General features: G+C 71.2%; 15 protein-coding genes. 7 read left to right on the top strand and 8 right to left on the bottom strand.

Annotated features, from left to right (window positions below; genetic code table 11):
* The first annotated feature begins 146 nt into the window (after window positions 1-146).
* From ACQEVI_RS14035 to ACQEVI_RS14025, 3 genes are read left to right on the top strand one after another with little or no spacing between them, the layout of a single operon-like run.
* Window positions 147-2,399 (top strand): discoidin domain-containing protein, encoded by a 2,253-nt coding sequence (locus tag ACQEVI_RS14035; protein WP_432899782.1) that lies wholly within the window; start codon window positions 147-149, stop codon window positions 2,397-2,399.
* Window positions 2,400-2,444: 45 nt separating this feature from the next.
* Window positions 2,445-3,866: a DUF1996 domain-containing protein gene (locus ACQEVI_RS14030; protein WP_432899779.1), complete on the top strand. Its 1,422-nt coding sequence runs from the start codon at window positions 2,445-2,447 to the stop codon at window positions 3,864-3,866.
* On the top strand, window positions 3,863-6,079 hold the full coding sequence (locus ACQEVI_RS14025; protein WP_432899777.1) for a discoidin domain-containing protein: 2,217 nt from the start codon (window positions 3,863-3,865) through the stop codon (window positions 6,077-6,079). Before ACQEVI_RS14030 ends, ACQEVI_RS14025 begins: the two co-directional genes overlap by 4 nt.
* 94 nt (window positions 6,080-6,173) lie before the next feature.
* On the opposite strand, the gene ACQEVI_RS14020 is transcribed toward ACQEVI_RS14025, so the two are convergent.
* The 5 genes from ACQEVI_RS14020 to ACQEVI_RS14000 all read right to left on the bottom strand — a co-directional run bounded on the left by ACQEVI_RS14020 (window position 6,174) and on the right by ACQEVI_RS14000 (window position 11,490).
* Window positions 6,174-6,464, bottom strand: coding sequence for a hypothetical protein (locus ACQEVI_RS14020; RefSeq protein WP_432899775.1), 291 nt, complete (start codon window positions 6,462-6,464; stop codon window positions 6,174-6,176).
* Window positions 6,465-6,525: 61 nt separating this feature from the next.
* A complete protein-coding gene (locus tag ACQEVI_RS14015) occupies window positions 6,526-8,124 on the bottom strand; it encodes a UxaA family hydrolase (protein ID WP_432899772.1) in 1,599 nt (532 codons plus the stop codon).
* Between the two features lie 125 nt (window positions 8,125-8,249).
* The gene (locus tag ACQEVI_RS14010; protein ID WP_432899769.1) at window positions 8,250-9,602 is read right to left on the bottom strand and encodes an ABC transporter substrate-binding protein; all 1,353 of its coding nucleotides are present in this window, start codon (window positions 9,600-9,602) and stop codon (window positions 8,250-8,252) included.
* A gap of 60 nt (window positions 9,603-9,662) precedes the next feature.
* The gene (locus ACQEVI_RS14005) at window positions 9,663-10,613 is read right to left on the bottom strand and encodes a carbohydrate ABC transporter permease (RefSeq protein WP_432899766.1); all 951 of its coding nucleotides are present in this window, start codon (window positions 10,611-10,613) and stop codon (window positions 9,663-9,665) included.
* The gene (locus tag ACQEVI_RS14000; RefSeq protein WP_432905937.1) at window positions 10,606-11,490 is read right to left on the bottom strand and encodes a carbohydrate ABC transporter permease; all 885 of its coding nucleotides are present in this window, start codon (window positions 11,488-11,490) and stop codon (window positions 10,606-10,608) included. Before ACQEVI_RS14000 ends, ACQEVI_RS14005 begins: the two co-directional genes overlap by 8 nt.
* A gap of 310 nt (window positions 11,491-11,800) precedes the next feature.
* Here ACQEVI_RS14000 and ACQEVI_RS13995 point away from each other — a divergent pair, with 310 nt between their 5' ends.
* From ACQEVI_RS13995 to ACQEVI_RS13980, 4 genes are all read left to right on the top strand, one after another.
* Entirely contained in the window at window positions 11,801-13,861 is a 2,061-nt protein-coding gene (locus tag ACQEVI_RS13995; protein ID WP_432899763.1) for a DUF6807 family protein, read from the top strand.
* A complete protein-coding gene (locus ACQEVI_RS13990) occupies window positions 13,858-15,024 on the top strand; it encodes a Gfo/Idh/MocA family protein (protein ID WP_432899760.1) in 1,167 nt (388 codons plus the stop codon). The genes ACQEVI_RS13995 and ACQEVI_RS13990 overlap by 4 nt, the downstream gene beginning before the upstream one ends.
* A gap of 30 nt (window positions 15,025-15,054) precedes the next feature.
* On the top strand, window positions 15,055-16,206 hold the full coding sequence (locus ACQEVI_RS13985) for an AEC family transporter (protein ID WP_432899757.1): 1,152 nt from the start codon (window positions 15,055-15,057) through the stop codon (window positions 16,204-16,206).
* Between the two features lie 143 nt (window positions 16,207-16,349).
* Window positions 16,350-17,918, top strand: a complete 1,569-nt coding sequence (locus tag ACQEVI_RS13980; protein WP_432899754.1) for a pectate lyase family protein — start codon at window positions 16,350-16,352, stop codon at window positions 17,916-17,918.
* A gap of 63 nt (window positions 17,919-17,981) precedes the next feature.
* On the opposite strand, the gene ACQEVI_RS13975 is transcribed toward ACQEVI_RS13980, so the two are convergent.
* The 3 genes from ACQEVI_RS13975 to ACQEVI_RS13965 all read right to left on the bottom strand — a co-directional run bounded on the left by ACQEVI_RS13975 (window position 17,982) and on the right by ACQEVI_RS13965 (window position 21,174).
* On the bottom strand, window positions 17,982-19,406 hold the full coding sequence (locus tag ACQEVI_RS13975; RefSeq protein WP_432899751.1) for a Gfo/Idh/MocA family protein: 1,425 nt from the start codon (window positions 19,404-19,406) through the stop codon (window positions 17,982-17,984).
* A gap of 108 nt (window positions 19,407-19,514) precedes the next feature.
* Window positions 19,515-20,555, bottom strand: coding sequence for a 3-oxoacyl-[acyl-carrier-protein] synthase III C-terminal domain-containing protein (locus tag ACQEVI_RS13970; protein WP_432899749.1), 1,041 nt, complete (start codon window positions 20,553-20,555; stop codon window positions 19,515-19,517).
* A gap of 4 nt (window positions 20,556-20,559) precedes the next feature.
* Complete coding sequence (locus ACQEVI_RS13965) at window positions 20,560-21,174, bottom strand: SprT-like domain-containing protein (protein WP_432899746.1); 615 nt, start codon at window positions 21,172-21,174, stop codon at window positions 20,560-20,562.
* Between the last annotated feature and the right edge of the window lie 100 nt (window positions 21,175-21,274).

Below are 21,274 nucleotides of genomic sequence, written 5' to 3'. Positions count from 1 at the left end.
GACGCCTCGCCAAGACCGGGTCAAGGATGGGCGTTGTAAGAGCGCTCTCCCAACTCGCATCGCACCGGAGCGACGCGAAGGCAGGCTCAACGACGACCCCGCCCCGGCCCCGCACCTGGCCGACGAGCGGACGGAGAGGAAGACCCATGATCACCACCGGATCCCCCGGCGCACCGGCGGCCCGCCTCAGGCGCGGCCTACGCGCCGGGGCCGCCGCCCTGACGACCGGCCTGCTCGCGGCGACGGCGCTCGTCGTGCCCGCGACCTCGGCACACGCCGAACCGGTCCTGCTGTCGCAGGGCAAGACCGCTACCGCGTCCTCCGAGGAGAACTCGGACTACACACCTGCGAGCGCCGCCGTCGACGGCGACCTGACCACCCGCTGGGCGAGCGAGTTCAGCGACCCGCAGTGGATCCGGGTCGACCTGGGTAGGTCCGCCGACCTCGATCACGTCGAGCTGGTCTGGGAGTCGGCGTACTCGACGACGTACCAGTTCCAGACCTCCACCGACGGCTCGTCCTGGTCCACCGTGTACTCGACCAGCTCGGGCGACGGCGGTACCGACACGTTCGACGTCGACGGGACGGCCCGCCACGTGCGGCTGCTGTCCACTGCCCGGTCGGGCGGTTACGGCAACTCGCTGTGGGAGCTGCGCGTGTTCGGCGAGGCCGGCGGGTCCGACCCGGGCGATCCAGGTGACCCCGGTGACCCGAACTACGTGGACCCGGGCCACCCGAACGTGCCCGTGCGCGACTCCGGGCCGAGCAAGGTCGAGGTGGTGGGCGGAAACGGCGCCTGGGACCTGCAGGTCGACGACCGGCCCTACACCGTGCGCGGCTTCACGTGGGGCCCGTCGTTCAGCGCGGCCGACCACTACATGCCGCCGCTCGTCGAGATGGGCGCCAACACGATCCGCACCTGGGGCACCGGGGCGGACACCCGCCAGCTGCTCGACTCCGCCGCGGCGCACGATGTGCGCGTGGTGATGGGGTTCTGGCTCCTGCCCGGCGGTGGCCCCGGCTCCGGCGGCTGCATCGACTACCGCAGCGACAGCGCGTACAAGTCCGAGACCAAGGCCGACATCCTCAACTGGGTCGAGACGTACAAGAACCATCCCGGCGTGCTCATGTGGAACATCGGCAACGAGGCGATCCTGGGCCTGCAGAACTGCTACTCCGGCACGGAGCTGGAGCAGATCCGCAACGCCTACGCGGCCTTCGTCAACGAGGTGAGCGTCGCCGTGCACCAGGCGGACCCGAACCACCCGACCACGAACACCGACGCGTGGGCGGGCGCCTGGCCGTACATCGAGCGCAACGCCCCGGACCTCGACCTGCTGTCGATCAACGCCTACGGCGACGTGTGCAACATCCGCGAGGCCTGGGAGACGGGCGGCTACGACCGTCCCTACCTGCTGACCGAGGGTGGTGCGGCCGGCGAGTGGGAGGTGCCGGACGACGCGAACGGCGTCCCGGAGGAGCCGACCGACCTCGAGAAGGGCGCTGCGTACGTGGACTCGTGGCGGTGCCTGCGGGAGCACGAGGGCGTCTCGCTGGGCGCGACGTTCTTCCACTACGGCATCGAGGGCGACTTCGGGGGCGTGTGGTTCAACATCCTGCCCGGCGACAACAAGCGTCTCGGCTACTACTCGATCGCGCGGGCCTGGGGTGTCGACACCTCCGCGATGAACACGCCGCCCCGCATCTCCGGCATGAGCGTCCCCGGCTCGACCGCGGTGGAGGCCGGCGAGCAGTTCACGGTCTCCGTCGACGTGACGGACCCCGACGGCGACCCGATCACGCCGAACGTGATGCTGAACAGCAAGTACATCAACGACGCGGGCGGCATCGCGCAGGCGCAGTTCACGCAGACGGCACCCGGCACATTCCGGGTCACGGCGCCGGAGATGCTCGGCGTCTGGAAGGTCTACGTGTTCGCCGAGGACGGCGAGGGCAACGTGGGTGTGGAGACCAGGTCGTTCCGCGTCGTCGCACCGCAGGTCGACGGGACGAACATCGCCCGGGGCAAGACGGCGACGGCGTCGAGCTTCGACCCGTGGAACGGCGACTGGACGCCCGGCCGCGCGGTCGACGGGGACCCGGCCACGCGCTGGGCCAGCGAGTGGGGGCCGTCCGCCTGGTACCGGGTGGACCTGGGGTCGGTGCAGTCGTTCGACCACCTGCAGCTCGTCTGGGAGACGGCCTACGGCAAGTCGTACGAGATCCAGACCTCGAACGACGGCAGCACCTGGAACACGATCCGGACGGTCACGGGCGGCAACGGCGGCGTCGACAGCATCGACGTCTCCGGGACCGGCCGGTACGTGCGCCTCAACCTCACCGAGCGCGGCACCGAATGGGGCTACTCCCTGTACGAGGTCGGCATCTACCAGCGGTGACACAGCGAAGACGTCAACAGCCAAACCAGCAGTGAAGGAGGAACCATGCGCACAGCACTCCGCACACCCAGCCGCCTCGGACCTCGCGTCCTGGCCGGCGCTCTCGCCACGGTACTGCTCGCCTCGACCCTGAGCGCGGCCGGGACCGTCGGCGCCGTCACCGCCGTCGCCGAGCCGAACACGCTCCTCTCGCAGGGCGCGCTCACGGCGGCCTCGAGCTCGGAGTCCGGGGGCCTCGGCCCGCGGTTCGCGGTCGACGGCGACCGCGGCACCCGCTGGGCCAGCGCCCAGACGGACGACGAGTGGATCCGGATCGACCTGGGCCGCTCGTACGCCCTCGACCACATCGCCCTGGAGTGGGAGGCCGCGTACGGCGCGGCGTTCCGGCTCCAGGTCTCCGCCGACGGCGACGCGTGGAGCACCGTCGTCACCGAGTCCTCCGGGACGGGCGGCACCGAGGTGTACGACGTCACGGCCACGGGTCGCTACGTCCAGCTCGTCGGCACGGCCCGCGGTACCGGGTACGGCTACTCCCTGATCGAGTTCCAGGTGTTCGGCGACGGCGACGCGGGCGGCCCCGAGGACCCGCCTCCCTTCCCCGGCGACGAGGTGACGCACCACGAGTTCCAGGCGAACTGCACGTTCTCGCACTTCCGGCCGGACGACTCGATCGTCTACCCCAACCAGCCCGGCCGGTCGCACCTGCACACGTTCATCGGCAACCGGTCGACGGACGCCTTCACCACGCCGGCGAGCCTGCTCGCGAACCCGGCGAGCACGTGCACGGTGCCGCAGGACAAGTCGGCCTACTGGTTCCCGGCCCTGACGGAGGGCGGCGTCCCCGTCGAGCCGAACATCCCCATGACCGTCTACTACAAGTCGGGTATCGACGACTACACCGACGTCGTGCCGTTCCCGGAGGGCCTCCAGTTCGTGACGGGCGACATGATGGCGACGGTCGACGAGTTCCGGACCGCACCGGGCGCCGTCGAGGGCTGGGAGTGCGGCGACATCTCCAAGAGCTGGGAGATCCCGGCGAACTGCCCCGCGGGCACCCAGCTGAACATCCGGTACCAGGCCCCGAGCTGCTGGGACGGGATCCACCTGACCCCGGAGGAGTCCGCCCACATGGGCCACGGCACGCACATGGCGTACCCGGTCTCGGGCCAGTGCCCGCTCAGCCATCCCGTGGCGGTACCGATGCTCGAGTTCAAGATCGCCTGGCCGGTCAGCGGTGACATGTCCGACGTCGCGCTGGTGAGCGGGTCCGACCAGTCCTGGCACTACGACTTCGTCAACGCCTGGGACCCCGAGGTGCTCCGCCGCCTCGTGGAGCAGTGCATCAACGGTGGTCTCCAGTGCAACCCGCGCGGCTACGACCTCTACAAGCCGCACCGCGGCACCGTGCTCGACGAGAACTACGAGCTCGTGCCCGAGCCCGCCGCGCGCGAGGAGGTGCGCTCATGACCCAGGCACACCAGCGCGGACGACGGACCTGGCTCGCGGTCGCGGTCGCGGCGGCCTGCGTCGCCGCGCCGCTGACGGCGGTCGCGGCCCCGGTGTCGGCTCCCGCTCCGGTGCGGGCGGAGGAGGCGCGGGCGGACGCCGCGGCGGCGTGCACCACGAACGCCGCGCTCGGGAGGCCGGCCACGGCGTCGTCCACCGAAGGGCCCTTCGGCCCGGCCATGGCCGTCGACGGCGACCCGGGCACCCGGTGGAGCAGCGCGGCCGCCGACCCGCAGTGGATCCGGGTCGACCTCGGCACGGTCCAGGACCTGTGCCGCGTCGAGCTCTCCTGGGAGACGGCGTACGGCAGGGACTTCCGGATCGAGGCCTCCGACGACGGCACGACGTGGCGGACGCTCCGGACCGTCACCGACGGCACCGGCGGCTCGCAGGGCTTCGACGTCACGGGGACCGGCCGGTACGTGCGGGTCACCGGTACGGAACGGGGCACCGGCTACGGCTACTCGCTGTGGGAGCTCAAGGTGCTCACGGACGACGGCGGCAGCGCACCCGGCGACCCGATCCCCGGCGGCGGTGACCTCGGGCCGAACGTGCACGTCTTCGGCCCGGACACTCCGACGAGCCAGGTCCAGGCCGCGGTGGACGCGGTGTACGACCAGCAGGAGTCCGACCAGTTCGGCGACGGGCGGCATCAGTTCCTGTTCGAGCCCGGCACCTATCCGGTGCACGTCAACGCCGGTTTCCACACCTCGATCTCCGGCCTGGGGACCGATCCGGACGACGTGAACATCACGGGCGGCGTCTGGGCCGACGCCGAGTGGTTCGAGGGCAACGCCACGCAGAACTTCTGGCGTTCCGTCGAGAACCTCGCCGTCACGCCGACCGGCGGCGACATGCGGTGGGCCGTGTCGCAGGCGGCGCCGATGCGCCGCGTGCACGTCAAGGGCAACCTGATGCTGCACTCGTCCCGGTACGGGTGGGCGTCGGGCGGCTTCATCGCCGACTCCGTGGTCGACGGCGAGGTCCGCGCCTGGACCCAGCAGCAGTGGTACACCCGCGACTCGACGCTCACGGGCGGCTGGGCGGGCACGCTGTGGAACATGGTGTTCTCCGGTGTGGAGAACGCGCCGCCGACGTCGTTCCCCGAGCCCGCCGTGACCACCCTGGACACCACCGGGACCATCCGCGAGAAGCCGTACCTCTACCTCGACGGCGAGGACTACGCGGTGTTCGTGCCGTCGGCCCGGTCGGGGACGCGCGGCGCGACGTGGGACGGCGGGACGACGGCGGGCACCTCGATCCCGCTCGACGAGTTCTACGTGGCCCGCCCGGGCGACTCGGCGGCGCGGATCAACCAGGCACTCGACCAGGGCCTGAACCTGCTGCTCACGCCCGGGATCTACGAGACCACCGGGACGATCGAGGTGGACCGTGCCGACACCGTCGTGCTCGGGCTCGGGTACGCCACGATCGTGCCGACGGCCGGGCAGACGGCGATGCGGGTGGCCGACGTGGACGGCGTCCGGATCGCGAGCGTGCTGTTCGACGCCGGCGCCACCGAGTCGCCGTCGATGCTCACGGTCGGCACGGAGGGGTCAACGGCGGACCACGCGGACGACCCGATCTCGCTGCACGACGTGTTCGTCCGGGTCGGCGGGGCGCACGTCGGGCGGGTGGACCAGGCGATCGTCGTGAACGCGGACGACACGGTCATCGACCACATCTGGTCCTGGCGCGGTGACCACGGCGAAGGCATCGGCTGGAACATCAACACGGCCGACAACGGCCTGGTGGTCAACGGCGACGACGTGGACGGGTACGGCCTCTTCGTCGAGCACTACCAGGAGTACAACACCCTGTGGAACGGGGAGCGCGGCCGCACGATCTTCTACCAGAACGAGCTGCCGTACGACCCGCCGAACCAGGCGGCCTGGAACCACGACGGCATCAGGGGCTGGGCGGCGTACAAGGTCGCCGACGGCGTGACCCAGCACGAGGCCTGGGGCCTGGGCTCCTACTGCGTGTTCACGTCGGACGCCTCCATCACCTCGGACAACGGCTTCGAGGTGCCGCGGACGCCGGGCGTGCGGATGCACTCGCTGCTCACCGTGTCGCTCGGCGGGGTGGGCACGTACGAGCACGTCATCAACGGCGTCGGCCCCCGCGCGGCGGGAACGGAGACGATCCCGGCCAAGGTGGTGAGCTACCCCTAGCCGAGAGGTCGAACCGAGTGGCCGAAACGACCATGCACTTGCTGCCAGGTGGAGTTGGATCCTGGCAGCAAGTGCATGGTCATCTCTGGCCGGCTCAGCCCAGGCTCTGCTCGCGGCGGTCGACCGCGGTCTTGGCCTCGACCAGGCCGTCGCCCGTGATCTCCCGGTAGCGCTTGACCGCCTCGACCTTGCGGTCGGCACGGATCAGCGCGTCGACGTCGGCGATCCCCTCCGGCTCCGGCACGACGACGCCCAGCTGCGCCATGACGAGGTCGAGCTTGGTCTGGAGCTTGTCCAGCGCGCGCTGCTGCGTCCTCCGGTGCCCGCTCGCCGAGATCCAGTTCAGGACCAGCAGGACGACCACCAGCATCACCAATATGTCCATGACCACGAGCGTAGTCGCGCGCCCCCGGCGGCCGGCCGGCAGAGTCGGCGAGGTCAGTCGCTCACGTGACGGCGCCCATGTGCCACGGGATGAACTCCTCTGCGCCGATCTCCAGCTCCTCGCTGACGGTCTGCTCCCCCGACGCCACGGCCAGGATCCGGTCGAAGATCTGCCGGCCGACGTCGGCGACGGTCGCGGTGCCGTCCACGACCACCCCCGCATTGATGTCCATGTCCTCGGACATCACCGAGTACATGGGGGTGTTGGTCGCCACCTTGATGGACGGCGCCGGACGGCACCCGAAGACCGAACCACGGCCCGTGGTGAAGACGACGACGTTGGCGCCGCCCGCGACCAGGCCCGTCACCGACACGGGGTCGTAGCCGGGGGTGTCCATGAAGCCGAACCCGCGTTCGGTGATCGGCTCGGCGTACTCGTAGACGGCTCCGAGGTCGGCCTGGCCGCCCTTGGCGACCGCGCCGAGCGACTTCTCCAGGATCGTCGTGAGCCCGCCGGCCTTGTTGCCCGGAGACGGGTTGTTGTCCAGCGTGCCGCCGCCCGCCGCGACATAGCCCCGCCACCAGTCGATGCGGTCCAGCAGGCGCTGCGCCACCTCGGGCTTCACCGCCCGGGCGGTCAGCAGGTGCTCGGCGCCGTACACCTCGGGGGTCTCCGCGAGGACCGACGTCGCCCCGTAGGCGACCAGCCGGTCCGAGGCCCAGCCCAGCGCGGGGTTCGCCGTGATGCCGGAGTAGCCGTCGGACCCGCCGCAGTTGAGGGCGAGCACCAGCTCCGAGACGTCGCACTCGACCCGCTCGCGCGCGTTGACCAGCGGCAGCATCTCGCGGACGGCAGCAACGCCCGCGCGGACAGAGGCCCGCACGCCCCCCGCCTCCTGGATGGTCAGCGAACGCACGACGGTGTCGTCCGGGATGGCCGCGAGCAGCCCCTGCTTCGCGTCGTCGGGCGGACCGACGGTGGGCATCCCCAGGTCGGCGACCTGGCCCGAGCGAGCCGACAGCGCGGCCCCCGGCACCATCTCGCAGCCCAGGCCCAGCACCAGCAGGCCCGCGACGTTCGGGTGGGCCGCGTACCCGCGCAGGGTGCGCAGCAGGATCTGCCCGCCCTCCGAGTCCGGCACCAGGCCGCAGCCCGAGGTGTGGGTCAGCGCGATGACGCCGTCGACGTTCTCGAACTCGTCGAGCACCGCGCCGCTGAACTGGTCGGCGATCATCTTCGCCGTCGAGGCGGAGCAGTTCACGCTGGTCAGGATCGCGACGAAGTTACGGGTACCGACCCGCCCGTTCGCCCGCCGGAAACCGCGGAAGGTGGGGCGGGCGCCGTCGGGCACGGGAAGGTCCGTACGGGTGCCGCCCAGAGGCGCCTCGCGCGTGCCCTCCTCGAAGCCGAGGTTGTGCGAGTGCACGTGGTCGCCCGGGGCGATGTCGGCGGTCGCAACCCCGATGACCTGCCCGTACTTGTGCACCTCAGTGCCTGCGGGCACCGCACGCAGCGCGATCTTGTGGCCCCGCGGCACCAGCTGCCCGACGGCGACCGGGCCCGTCCCCGGGGCGTTGGCCTGGTCACCCGGCCTAAGGTCACGAGTGGCGACGGCGACGTCATCACCCTCGCGAAGAACGAGCAGATCGACCTCGGACACCGTTGCCACCCTCCATGTTGAACCGTTTCATCCTACCGACCCACCCACCCGACACGTTGAGTGCGGGATATTCGCCCCTTCCGAGGCTCGGAAGGGGCGAATATCCCGCACTCAACGGAACAGGGTCAGTCGGCTATGGCCGCGTTGACCTCTTCGATCAGCTGCGTCGCGGCCTCGTCCGGGGTGATGCGCTCGAAGAGCACCTCGGTGTTGACGCGCTCCATGATGTCCGCGAGCTCCGCGGAACCGTGCGGCGGCACGGGCGGGGTGTCGACGATCTCGCCCTCGATCTCCGCCATGAAGTCGGCGACCTTCTGGTCGGTGGGCGACAGGTCGCCGAGGATCGACTCGCGCACCTCGGTGTTCGCCGGCAGACCACGGTCGGTCAGCATGATCTTCGCGGCTTCCTCGGAGTTCAGGAGGAAGTCGACGAACTTCGCCGAGGACTCCGGGTACTCGGTGTCAGCGGAGATCGAGTAGAACATCGCCGGCTTGTAGTACATGCCGGTGCGCTCGCCCTCGGACTCGCCTGGCAGCCGCAGCAGCTCGAGCTCGTGACCGGACGAGTCCGACAGCGCGCCCAGCTGGTTGGTCCACCAGACGCCCATGGCGCCCTGGTTGGTACCGAGCAGACCGCCCTCGGGGCCGGCCGCCTGGTACTCGACGGTGCGGGCGGCGTCGGGCTGACCGCCACCCTCCATCAGGTCGAGCGACACCTGGAAGAAGTCCGCGATGGTCTGCTCGGAGACGCCGAGCTCACCCTCCGGGGTGAACAGCGTCTCGCCGCGCTGACGCGCCATCACGTTGAGGCCCGCCTCGTTGAAGCCGTAGTCCTGCGTGCCCCAGACGCCGTCGCCCGCGCCCTCCGAGACCGCGTTCGCCGTGGTGACGTAGTCCTCCCAGGTCCAGGTGGTGTCGTCCGGCACCTCGACGCCTGCGTCGGCGAAGATCTCTGGGTCGGCGACGAAGGCGTACGCGTTGATGCCGGTCGGGATGCCGTACTGCGCACCCTCGATCTGACCGCCGGCCAGGACGCTGTCGTCCACCTTGGACGTATCGATGTCCAGCGCACTCATGTCCGCGAGCACGTTCTTGGTGGAGTAGTCGGAGATGTAGCGCTCCTCCTGCGTGATGACGTCCGGGGTGTCGCCCGCGGCCACCGTGGTGGCCAGCTTGTCCCAGTAGCCGTCCCAGTCGGTGAAGTCGGGGACCACCGTGATGTCGGGGTTCTCCGCCTCGAAGGCGTCGATGATCTGCTGCGTGGACTCGTGGCGGGTGTCGGAACCCCACCACGCGAACCGGATCTCGCAGGGGCACTCCTCGGCGGCGGCCGGCGGGTCGTCGTCGCCTCCCCCGCCGATGCCCGAGTCGCCGCCCCCGCATGCCGCGAGGGTCAGGGCCACGGCCGCGATACCTGCGGCCGAGCCTGCGAGACGCCTGCCGCGCCTCGTTCGTAGTCCGTTGCCGGTGGTGCTCATGAATTTCTCCTTCGGTGACGTTGACGTCGTTGTCGGATCGTGGGCAGAGCTGCTGGACTGCTACTTGATGCCTGTGGTCGCTATGCCCTTGACCAGGTATTTCTGTCCGAAAAGGAAGGCGATGAAGACGGGTATGAGCGACACGATCGACATCGCGAAGAGCGATCCCCACGAGCTGTTGCCCGTGGAGTCGACGAAGGTGCGCAGGGCGATCGGCACCGTGTACATCTCGGGCCGGGTCAGGAAGATCAGCTGGCTGAAGAAGTCGTTCCAGGTCCAGATGAACGTGAAGATGGCCGTGGTGGCGAGGGCCGGCATCGACAGCGGCAGCATGAGCTGCAGGTAGATGCGCAGGTGATTGGCGCCGTCGAGCGTCGCCGCCTCGTCCAGCTCGCGCGGGATCCCGCGGAAGAACTGGACCATCAGGAAGATGAAGAACGCGTCGGTGGCCAGCAGCTTCGGCACGATCAGCGGCAGGAACGTGTTGATCCATTCCAGCTGGGAGAACAGCACGTACTGCGGGACGATCACCACGTGGATCGGCAGCATGATCGACATGAGCATGACGGCGAACCAGAGCTTCTTGCCCCGGAACTCCAGCCGCGCGAACGCGTAGGCCGCCAGCGAGCAGGCGAGCAGGTTGCCGAGCACCGACCCGAGGACCACGATCGCCGAGTTGATCAGGTAGTGGCTGAACGGGTGCAGCAGCGCGTTCCACCCGTCCGTGTAGTTGGACAGGTCGATGTCGGTGGGGATGAGTCCCGGCTCGCGGAAGATCAGCGCGTTCGGCTTGAACGAGCTGGCCACCATCCAGAGCAGCGGGTACAGCATCACGAAGCCGAAGGCGATCAGGCCCACGTGCTTCAGCACGCTGCCCACCTGGGCTCGTACCTGCCGGCCGCGAGGGCGGGTGGGTGGACGGCGGTCCTCGGTACCGGGAGGCACGTCGCTGTCGGACGGCGGTAGCGCGGCCGTCGGCACGGTCTTTATGGACGTCGAGGCGTCAGTCATCGTAGAAGACCCAGTACTTGGAGGCGAGGAAGTTGACTACCGTCATGCCGCCGATGATCAGCAGCAGGAACCAGGCCATCGCTGACGCGTAGCCCATGTCGAGCGACCCGAACCCCTTGAGGTAGAGGTACAGCGTGTAGAGCAGCGTCGAGTCGGACGGGCCGCCGTTGCCGCCGCTCACCACGAACGCCCTGGTGAAGGACTGGAACGCCTCGATGAGCTGCAGCACGAGGTTGAAGAAGATGATCGGCGTCAGCAGCGGGAGCGTGACCGACCGGAACTGCCTCCACTTCGAGGCACCGTCGATCGAGGCCGCCTCGTAGTACATCGCCGGGATCTGCCGCAGGCCGGCCAGGAAGATCACCATGGGAGCGCCGAACGTCCAGACGTTGAGCGCCATGAGGGTGCCGAGCGCGTAGTCCGGGTGCGAGACCCAGCCCTGGCCCTGTACGCCGAAGAGCGCCAGCACCTGGTTGACCAGGCCGTCCGCGCCGAAGATCTGACGCCACAGGATGGCGATGGCCACCGACCCGCCGAGCAAGGAGGGCAGGTAGTAGACGGAGCGGTAGAGGGCGAGTCCGCGCATGCCCTTGTCGAGCAGCAGTGCCAGGCCCAGGGCCGCGGCGAGCTGCAGCGGCACCGAGACGAACACGTAGGTGAACGTCACGCCGAGGGAGTTGACGAAGCGCGGGTCCTCGAACATCCGGGTGTAGTTCTCGAAGCCCACCCACTCGGGCGCCGAGAGCAGGTCGTAGTCCGTGAAAGACAGGTACAGGGACGCGCCCATGGGTCCGGCCGTGATGAGCGCGAGCCCCACGAACCAGGGCGCGAGGAAGAACAGCGCCCAGCGGCCGTCGCCCTTCCTGCGCGGGCTCACGGTCTTCTTGCTCTGCGAGAGCTCCTGGATCACTGACACGTGCTCACCCCCGCGCAGCTGGACGGGGGCTCGGACCGCCAGGGTCCGGGCTCGCGGTTCGGGTGGTGCATCGGATTGTCCTCCCGGATCATCGTCGATCCCCGGCCTCTTCGGTGAGAAACCGGTCTCTGGTGGAGGAACGTACCACACGAGGAACCGGTTTCCCATGGTGTACCGTCACATCGGGAAACCGGTAGCAGGAGCGCCGCGCCGAAGAAGGCTCAGGACGCCCCACCGCATCGGTCGGACGAGGGTTACGGACGGAGAGCAGATGGTCAGCGGCAGCGCACGCGGCGCCGGTCAGCGCACAGGTCAGCGCCGTGTCACGGCCACGATCGGGGATGTCGCGACGGCGGCCGGCGTGTCACGGGCGACCGTCTCGCGCGTGATGAACGGGCGGAGCACCGTCGACGCGACCATCGCGGAACGCGTGCGGGTGGCAGCGGCGGGGCTGAGCTACCGGCCCAGCAACGCGGCGCGGAGCCTCGCGCTCGGCCGCACCCAGACCGTGGCCCTCGTGGTGCCCGACCTCGGTAATCCGGTGTTCCAGCAGATCCTGCGCGGCGTCATGGACGGGGCGGCCGAGGACGGCTACCGCGTGCTCGTCGCGGACACGGTCGAGGACGACCAGCAGGAAGGCGCCATCGCGCTGGAGGCTCGCATGCGCTGCGACGCCCTGGTGCTCGTGTCGCCACGCATCGGGGACGCCGAGCTGAGCGCGCTCATCGCCGACGTCGAACCGGTTGTCCTCGTCAACCGGGAGACCGGCGGGGCGGCGCCCAGCCTGGTCGTGGACTACGAGGACGCCGCCCTCCAGGTGGTCGAGCACCTGGTGGCACTGGGCCACCGCCGCATCGTCTACCTCGGCGGCCCGGTGCGCAGCGCCTCCGACGAGCTGCGCCGCGCCGGTCTCGCCCGCGCCCGGAACCAGCACGCGGACCTCGAGATCCTCGACCTGCCCGCAGGACCGGACATCCAGGCAGGCCACGCCGCGGCTCCCGCTGTCCTCGCCACCCGCGCCACCGCAGCGGTGGCCTTCAACGACCTCGTCGCGTTCGGCCTGCTCGCAGGCCTGAACGAGGCAGGAGTGGCCGTACCCGCCGACATCTCGGTGGCCGGCTTCGACGACATAGAACTGTCCCGCTACGCCACACCCGCGCTGACGACGGTCGCGGTGCCGCAGGCCGAGCTCGGCCGACACGCCTGGAGGGAGCTGCACGCCGTGATCGACGACGATGCCCACCCCGCAAGCTCTGCTCGATTCACGCCCAGCCTGGAGGTGCGCGGGAGCACCGGGCCCGTCCCGCAGGGCCCGGAACGCGTGCACATCACGGACGACGACGTCGCCCGCGCGCAGCGGGAGGAGATCCCCACCGTGCCACCCACGGCCGCCCCCACCTGGTCCGTACCCGCCGATCCCGACACCGACGCGGTCATGCTGACCTGCGGAGACGGACTGGAGCTGGTCCGGCGCGACGCGGGCGACCGGATGCCGAAGGTGCATGCCCGGCGTCCCTACCTGCACCCCGTGCACACCCTGGCGGGCGTGCCGCTCACCGAGGTGAGCCCCGTCGACCACCGGCACCACTACGGCGTCGGCATCGCGGTGCCCGACGTGAACGGGACCAGCCACTGGGGCGGCCGCACCTTCATCGAGGACGTCGGCCCGACGCTGCTCAAGAACCACGGCAGCCAGACGTCGGAGGGCATCCGCCTCGAGCCCTCGCCCACCGCCCGCCCGGCCGGTACGGGCGCCGAGGCCGGCGAGGTCCTGGTCGAGGACGTGCTGTGGTCCGACGAGCACGGCGAACCGCAGCTGCGCGAGGAGCGCCGCATCACCGCGCGTCTGCTCCCCCAGATCCCCGGGTCCCCCGCCGCGCCGGGCTGGGTGCTCGACTGGCGCTCCACGCTGCACGCAGACCACGGCCCCCTGGAGATCCGTTCGCCCGCGACCAACGGCAGGCCGGGTGCGGGCTACGGCGGCCTGTTCTGGCGCCTGCCCCTCGCCGAGAGCACGTCCGTCATGTCCGCGGGCGGCGCCGGTGAGAACCGCGCGCACGGCAGCTCGTCGCCGTGGGTGTCGTTCGTGCAGCGGCACGGCGGCCGGTCCACGACGCTCCTGCTGGTGCAGCCAGGTCAGGTCCGGCCGTGGTTCCTGCGCAGTGCCGAGTACCCCGGCGCCTGCCCTGCGCTCGCCTGGGACTCGCCGCTGCTCGTCCCCGCGGGGGGCTCCGTGCAGCTCGACCTGGTCGCCGTCCTGCTCGACACGGAGCTCACGAGCTCGGCCGCCGCCGCGCTCGCGGCCCACCTGACCGACGGAGGCGAACGGTGAGCCTGCCGAAGATCGCGGTCGTCGGCATCCACGGCCACGGCAGCTCCCACCTCCGGAGGGTCGCGGACCTCGAGGCCAGGGGGCTGGCGCGGCTGAGCGCCGTCGTCGACCCGCGGGAGCCCGACAACGCCCCGGCGTCGTGGTTCGCGAACCTGGGTGACCTGCTGTCGGCGGACGCCGACGCGCTGCCCGACATAGTGGTGCTCTCCACGCCCATCCACACGCACCTGCCGCTCGCGCGCGCGGCGATGGAGGCGGGCATCGACGTTCTGCTCGAGAAGCCGACCACCGCGTCGCTCGCCGAGCACGCCGAGCTCGTGGCCGTCGCGGAGCGGACCGGACGGCTCTGCCAGGTCGGGTTCCAGACCTTCGGGTCGCACGCGCTGCCCGCCGTCGTCGACATGATCGCGCGCGGCGAGGTGGGTCAGGTGACCGGGATCGGCGCGATCGGGACCTGGGTCCGGACCGCCGCGTACTGGGCGCGCGCGCCCTGGGCGGGGCGGCGCCGCATGGGTGGTCGCGAGGTGGTCGACGGCGTGGTGACCAACCCGCTCGCGCACGCCGTGGCGACCGCCCTGTGGGTCGGCGGCGCCCGGAACAGCACGGACATCGCCTACGTGAACACCGACCTCTGGCGAGCCAACCCGATCGAGGCCGACGACACGTCGTCCCTGCGGGCCGTCGGCACGGACGGGACGCGGTACGGGTTCGGCCTCACGCTCTGCGCGGCGGAGCGCACCCCCGCCCGTGTCCTGGTGCTGGGGACCGAGGGCGAGATCGAGCTCGAGTACGAGCACGACGTGGTGCGGCTGCGCACCGGGCGCGTCGTCGCGGAGAAGCAGTACGGCCGGACGGACCTGCTGGAGAACCTCCTCCGGGCCCGCACCGGGGAACGGCTCCTGTGCGACGTGCGGGACACCGGCGCTTTCATGCGGGTGCTCGAGTCGGTGCGGACCGCCCCCGACCCGGCGCCCATCGGCGACGCGTACGTGGACTGGGTGGACGGGCTCGCCGCAGCTCCCGGCATCAGCGGCACGCAGGGCAACCCGGAGGGCGACGCCCGGCATCCGGTGGTGCACGACATCGCCGAGTGGTGCGACCGGGCCGCACGCGAGCAGCGCACGTTCACGGAGCTCGGCGCCCCCTGGACAGCCGGGAGCTGACCCGCCCGAACATGGGAGGGTGCTCGTGTGTTGTCCGTCCTGACTGCCATCGTCTCCATGGGCTGCGTGGTCGCGCTCGGCTGGGTGATCCAGCGGCGGGGCCTGCTCGCCGGCCATCGGATCACCCGCAGCACCAGCCGGGACGTCCCCGGCGACGGGGCTTCAGACGGCGCGGGAGCGCGCGCGATCCTGGCGACGCTGTCGTTCACGATCTGCGCCCCGGCGCTGATGTTCAGCACGCTGGCCGGCACCGACCTCGCGCACGTCGTCTCGCGCGGGGCCGCCGTCACCTGGGCCACCACCGCGGCGCTCGCCCTGTTCACGGCGGCGGTGGCCCGGTGGGTGCTGCGGCTCCCGGCAGGCCCGACCGCCGTGACGACGCTCGCCGCCGTCTACGTCAACGGCGGCAACATCGGCATCCCGCTCGCGGTCTACCTGTTCGACGACGCGCTCGCCGTGGTGCCCACCCTGCTCTTCCAGCTGCTCGTGCTGGCGCCGCTGACGCTCGCGGTGCTCGATCGCTCGGGGGCCGGTGCGCCGGGGAACGCGGGAGCCGGTGCGCGCCGGACCACAGCGCGGTCCGGCTGGACGTCGGTGGTCCGCGTGCTGCTCGCGGCCGTCCGGAACCCCATAACGGTGGGCACGCTCGCCGGGCTGCTGGTCGCGGTGGTGAGCGAGCTGACCGGGGCGCGGCTGCCCGAGGTCGCCCTGATCCCCTTCGACCTGATCGGCGCGGCGGCACCACCCCTCGGCCTGCTCACGTTCGGCATGACGCTCGCGGTGCCGATGCCGCCGCTCACGCCGGCGGCAGGCACTGACGCGGCAGGCACGGACGCGGCAGGCACGGACGCGGCAGGCACGGACGCGGCACCGACGGCTCCGGTGTCGACCCCCTGGTGGACGGGCCGCGACCGGCTGCTCGTGCAAGCGGTGGTCGCTCTCGCCGTCCTGGTACGCAACGTCCTGCACCCGCTCGTGGCATGGGTCGTCGGTAACGCCGTGGGGCTCGACCCGGCGGCCCTTGCGCTCGTCGTCACCATGGCCGCGCTGCCCACCGCGGTGAACGTCACGACGTACGCCACCCGGTACGGGGTGTTCGACGGCGTCGCGGCCCGCGCGACGGTCTGGACGACGGCGCTGTGCGTACCCGTCCTGGTGACCGTCGGCGCGCTCACCGGGTGACCGCGGCCGCCACGGGGGCCGTGCTGCCGGGTGAATCCCGCACGTCCTGATCTTCGGGTCTTGTGGTGGAGCGGGCTGGCTGACATCGTGTGAGAAACCGGTTTCCCATGGCGGGCGGCCGGTGTCATGGACGAAGGAGTCACATGCGAACACGACCATCCCCGCACCCGCGCCGCGCCGTCGGCCCGACATCGGGGAACGCCCTCGCGCTGCCGGCCGGCAGCCCTCTCACCCGTTCGTTCGTGCTGCCCCTGGCGCTCACCGTCGGCATGGCCGGCGCGCTGGTCGCCGTCGGGCAGCCGGCCGCGGCGAGCCCCACCGTAGGGACGGCGACCGCCGTCGGCCATGCCTCGGGCGGACACCCGGGGCGCGGACACCACGCTGACCTGGGACGCGAGACCATCGGGGCCGACGACGGGTGGGCCGCCTGGTCCGGCCCCACGTTCCCCGAGGGCGTGGAGCGGCAGGCCACGCCCACAACGGGCGGCGCGGCGGCCGCACCGACCGAGGTCTACGAGGTGGACACCTGGCAGGAGCTGCGGGACGCGCTCGCCGGCCGGGCGGGCGGCAGCCAGACCGACGCCCGCACCAACCAGGTCCCGCGGATCGTGTACGTCACGGGCGAGGTGGATGCCTTCACCGCGGCGGACGGAACCCGGCTGGCCTGCGAGGACTTCGCCGCGCAGGTGACTGTCGGGGACACCGGCGAGCCGTTCTCGATGGACGACTACATCGCGCACTACGACCCGTCCGGGCCGTGGGGCTGGACCGACCCGTCCGGCCCGCTGGAGGAGGCGCGAGTCAGGGCCGCGAGCGTGCAGGCGGCCCAGACGCAGCAGCACGTCGGCTCGAACGTGACGATAGTCGGCGTGGGTGACGACGCCCAGATCTCCGGGGCGAACGTCCGGGTCCGGGACGCGCACAACGTCATCCTCCGGAACATGCGGTTCTCCGACGGCTACGACTGCTTCCCGCAGTGGAGCCCGGACGACGGCGACGCCGGCAACTGGAACTCGGCCTACGACAACGTGTCGCTGTGGACGTCGACCAGCGTGTGGGTGGACCACTCCACGTTCGACGACGGCGCGCACCCCGTCGAGTCGCTTCCCGTGGTCTTCGGGCGGCCGTTCGAGGTGCACGACGGCCTGCTCGACATCACGCACGGCTCCGACCTGGTGACGGTGTCGTACAACAGGTTCCTGAACCACGACAAGACGATGCTGATCGGCTCGTCCGACTCGCGCCTCCAGGACCGCGGGCAGCACCGCGTGACGCTGCACCACAACTACTGGCAGGACATCGGGCAGCGCGCGCCGCGTGTCCGGTTCGGCGACGTGCACGTCTACAACAACTACTACCGGCAGACCCGACGACAGGACGCTGACGTGTTCCAGTACTACTGGGGCGCGGGCAAGGAGTCGAGCCTCGTCGTCGAGAACAACGCGGTCTCGCTGGCGCGCGGGTCGAGCCCGGCGAAGGTGATCGCCGGGTGGGGCGGCACGATGATCAGCGAGTCGGGCACCCTGCTGAACGGGCGGCGGGCGGACCTGCTGGCGGCGTACAACGCGACGGCGGCGACCCCGCTCGCCGAGGAGGCCCGCTGGGCGCCGTCCGACGCGTACCGGTACCGGCCGCTGCCTGCGGCGGCGGTCCCGTGGGTGGTCACGACGTTCGCGGGCGCGGGCGTCCTGGACTCCGACCTGCCGAGGTAACCCCGCCAGCTCCGCGAAGTAGAGCGTGTGTCCGGACACGCGCTCTACTTCGCGGAGCTTGGGTCAGACGCCCAGATCGAGGTCCGCTGTGCGGACCGGGTCACCCGTCTCCAGCGAGCGGTTGCCCGCGTACCCCACCGACGACGCGCGCACGCCGTCGACGTACCCCGCGACCCGGCCCAGCGGGTCCGGCTCCGCCGGCGGCGCGAACACGCTGGCCAGGAGCAGGGCGTCGCCCCCGCCGTGCCCGCCGCCCCCGCGCACGATGGGACGCTCCTCGGCGCGCTCCCAGTGCCGCTGCACGACGAGCCGCTCGCCGATCGGCCGTACCGGGTCCGTGGCGAACACCTCCGTCGCGCTCGGGTCGAGGATCGCCGCGTCGTTCTCGCCGAACTCCACCGAACCACGCTCGACGACCTCGAGCTCCGCCCGGCCGCGCGTGCCGTTGACCACCACGCGGTAGCCCTCCCAGGGCGCGTGCGCGGTGAGCGAGTAGGTCAGCAGGGCGCCGCCCTCGTACTCGACGACGAGCCCCAGCGTGTCCTCGGTGGTGATCCCCTCGTCGAACACCGACCGGTTGCGCACGTAACCGTCGACCGCCTGAGCCTCGGACCCGTACAGCGCGGACAGCCATTCGTTCTTCTCCACGGAGAGCTGCCACGGGTCGATGCCGCGCTCGTTCAGCGCGCGCTCGGCGTCGGTGGGCTCGTAGCCGGCCTCGTGCGCACCGTCGTCGCCGTAGAAGCGCCGGCCGCCGGTGGCGAACACGCGCTGCGGCACACCGTCGATCCACCAGTTGACCAGGTCGAAGTGGTGGCTCGACTTGTGCACCAGCAGGCCACCGTTGTTGATCTTCTCGCGGTGCCAGCGCCGGAAGTAGTCGGCGCCGTGCACCGTGTCGAGGGCCCAGTCGAAGTGCACCGACAGCACGCGACCGATCTCGCCGCTCGCGATGACCTGGCGCAGCGCGCTGTTGCGGGGCGAGTAGCGGTAGTTGAACGTCGTGACGAGGTCGCGCCCCGTCTCGGCGACGGCATCCACGATCTGGCGAGCCTGGTCGGGGTGGGCCGCGAGGGGCTTCTCCACGACGACGTCGGCGCCGGCCCGCAGCGCGCGCGCCACCAGATCACCGTGCGTGCGGTCGATCGAGGTGACGATCACGCGGTCGACCGACTGCTCGGCGATCGCCTTCTCGAGGTCGTCCGGCGCGTACACGGGCCGGATGCCCCCGAGCGCGGCCGCCACACGCGCCTCGTACACCGCTGCGCGCACCGGGTTGGGCTCGACCCAGGCGACGATCTCTCCGTCCGGCGCGTGCGTGCCGATCAGTGCGTTGATGTACATGGACGCGCGGTGCCCCGTTCCGACCACGGCGTAGCGGCGGCGCCCCTCGGGCAGCGGGCCCGCCGGCGGCACGGGCTCCTGTGTCGGACCGGTGATGGGCTCGGTGGTCGGCTCGATGGTGGGCTCAGTGGTCGGCTCGGGCATCGGTGAAGAGCTCCTTCGGTCGTCGTCGACGTCGGGTGGGAGGGATGGGACTGAAACGATACGGCGCTGGGAAAGCGCTGTCCATGCCCTCCGGCCCGCCGTCCGGACTCACCGTTCGGGCGTCAGCACCACCTGGCCGGCCCACGCGAACCCGCCACCGAACCCGAACAGCAGAGCGGGCACACCCGCCGGGATCCTGCCCGCATGCCACCACTTGGACAGGCCCAGCGGGATCGACGCCGCCGACGTGTTGCCCGACTCCGTGATGTCCGTGACCACGACCTTGCCCTCCATCCCGAGCGCCTTGGCCAGCGGCTCGATGATCCGCAGGTTGGCCTGGTGCGCGACCAGCACCTCGATGTCGTCGAGGCTCAGCCCGGCCCGGGCCACGACCTCTCGTGCCCGGTCGGCGGCGCGTGTGATCGCCCACTTGAAGACCGCCCGGCCGTCCTGCTGGAACTTGACCTCCGGCGCCTCGATGCGCACCGCGGGCGTGAGCTCCGGCTCCGAGCCCCACACCACCGGTCCGACGGCGGGTACGTCAGCGGCCCGCAGCACCGCGGCGCCCGCGCCGTCGGCCGTGAGGATGCACGTCGAACGGTCGGTCCAGTCGGTGTACGCGGTCAGCTTCTCGGAGCCGATCACCAGGGCCGTGCGCGCCGACCCCGTGCGGATCGCCTGGTCGGCCAGGCCGATCCCGTGCGCGAAACCCGAGCACGCCACGTTGATGTCGATGGCCGCCGGACCCACGACGTTCCGCAGGTCCGGCGCCTCCTCGCCCTCCGGCGTCGAGGCCCCCGGCTGGACCCCGGTGTGCAACGCGTACGCGACCCGCCCGGCGGTGTTGGGCGAGCGGTCGTCGTTGGTCGCCGTCGCGACGATCACCAGGTCGACCTCGTCCGCCGTCACACCTGCGTCGGCGAGCGCGTGCTCGGCGGCGGCGGTGGCCATGTCCGCGACGGTGACGTCGTCGGCCGCTACGTGGCGGGTGACGATGCCGGTACGCGACCGGATCCACTCGTCGTTGGTCTCCACCAGGCCGGCGATGTCATCGTTCGTGAGCGTCCTCGGTGGCTGGTGGTGACCGAGACCGATGATGCGGGAGCCGGCAGCGCCGGGCGGGAGTGCGATGACGGGCGACGTAGCCATGGGATCAACGTAACGCGCTCAGGTCGAACGGCTCCACGGCCAGGCCCGGGACCCGCTCCCGGGCAGCCCGCACCACGCGCTCCTCGGCCCCCGGCCCTGTCTCCACCGTCTCGCCCACCTCGCGGAGCGCGCCGCGCAGCTGGGCGTCGTACCGCTCACCCATCGCCGCGTTGCGGCCCTTGTACGTCCACGCGACCAGGTTGGCCAGGTCGAACCGCGGACGGCACGACCGACAGGACATGATGCCCGGCGGGCGGCGGAACCGCGTCGTCCGGTGGCCGGCCGGGCACGCCCCGACCCATGGACCGTCGATGGACGGCGCTGACGGGTCGACGCACCGCCGGCCCGAGCACCCGATCCGCACCGCCACCTCGCGCCAGGCCGGCCCGTGCTTCGCCTTCGGACCCGCGAGCGCGTGCGCCACCTCGTGCAGGATCGTGTCCCGCACCTCCCGCTCGTCATGGATGCGGGTGAGCGGCGCGGAGAGGCTGATGCGCCTCTTGCCGTAGCTGCACATCCCGGCGCGCCGGACGGCGTCGTCGAACTCGAAGGTCCAGGCCTTCAGGCCGTGCTGGTCCATCAGCTCGCGCGCCAGGCGCGAGGCGGCGACAAGGTTCATGCGTACCCCTGCGGTGATCGTGGTGTCTGTGTCCGGCCGTTCCGGACGCTGTCGAACCTACGGGGCTCCACTGACACCCACGCGAGGTTATCCACAGCCG

This window comes from Promicromonospora sp. CA-289599 (assembly GCF_050936155.1).
In the GTDB taxonomy this organism is placed as follows: domain Bacteria; phylum Actinomycetota; class Actinomycetes; order Actinomycetales; family Cellulomonadaceae; genus Promicromonospora.
This window is presented reverse-complemented; position numbering and strand designations above follow the sequence as displayed.

Coding starts and splice junctions, on each gene's coding strand:
- ACQEVI_RS14035 (WP_432899782.1), top strand. CDS start 147: ATGATCACCACCGGATCCCCCGGCGCACCGGCGGCCCGCCTCAGGCGC.
- ACQEVI_RS14030 (WP_432899779.1), top strand. CDS start 2,445: ATGCGCACAGCACTCCGCACACCCAGCCGCCTCGGACCTCGCGTCCTG.
- ACQEVI_RS14025 (WP_432899777.1), top strand. CDS start 3,863: ATGACCCAGGCACACCAGCGCGGACGACGGACCTGGCTCGCGGTCGCG.
- ACQEVI_RS14020 (WP_432899775.1), bottom strand. CDS start 6,464: ATGGACATATTGGTGATGCTGGTGGTCGTCCTGCTGGTCCTGAACTGG.
- ACQEVI_RS14010 (WP_432899769.1), bottom strand. CDS start 9,602: ATGAGCACCACCGGCAACGGACTACGAACGAGGCGCGGCAGGCGTCTC.
- ACQEVI_RS14005 (WP_432899766.1), bottom strand. CDS start 10,613: ATGACTGACGCCTCGACGTCCATAAAGACCGTGCCGACGGCCGCGCTA.
- ACQEVI_RS13995 (WP_432899763.1), top strand. CDS start 11,801: ATGGTCAGCGGCAGCGCACGCGGCGCCGGTCAGCGCACAGGTCAGCGC.
- ACQEVI_RS13980 (WP_432899754.1), top strand. CDS start 16,350: ATGCGAACACGACCATCCCCGCACCCGCGCCGCGCCGTCGGCCCGACA.
- ACQEVI_RS13975 (WP_432899751.1), bottom strand. CDS start 19,406: ATGCCCGAGCCGACCACTGAGCCCACCATCGAGCCGACCACCGAGCCC.
- ACQEVI_RS13970 (WP_432899749.1), bottom strand. CDS start 20,555: ATGGCTACGTCGCCCGTCATCGCACTCCCGCCCGGCGCTGCCGGCTCC.
- ACQEVI_RS13965 (WP_432899746.1), bottom strand. CDS start 21,174: ATGAACCTTGTCGCCGCCTCGCGCCTGGCGCGCGAGCTGATGGACCAG.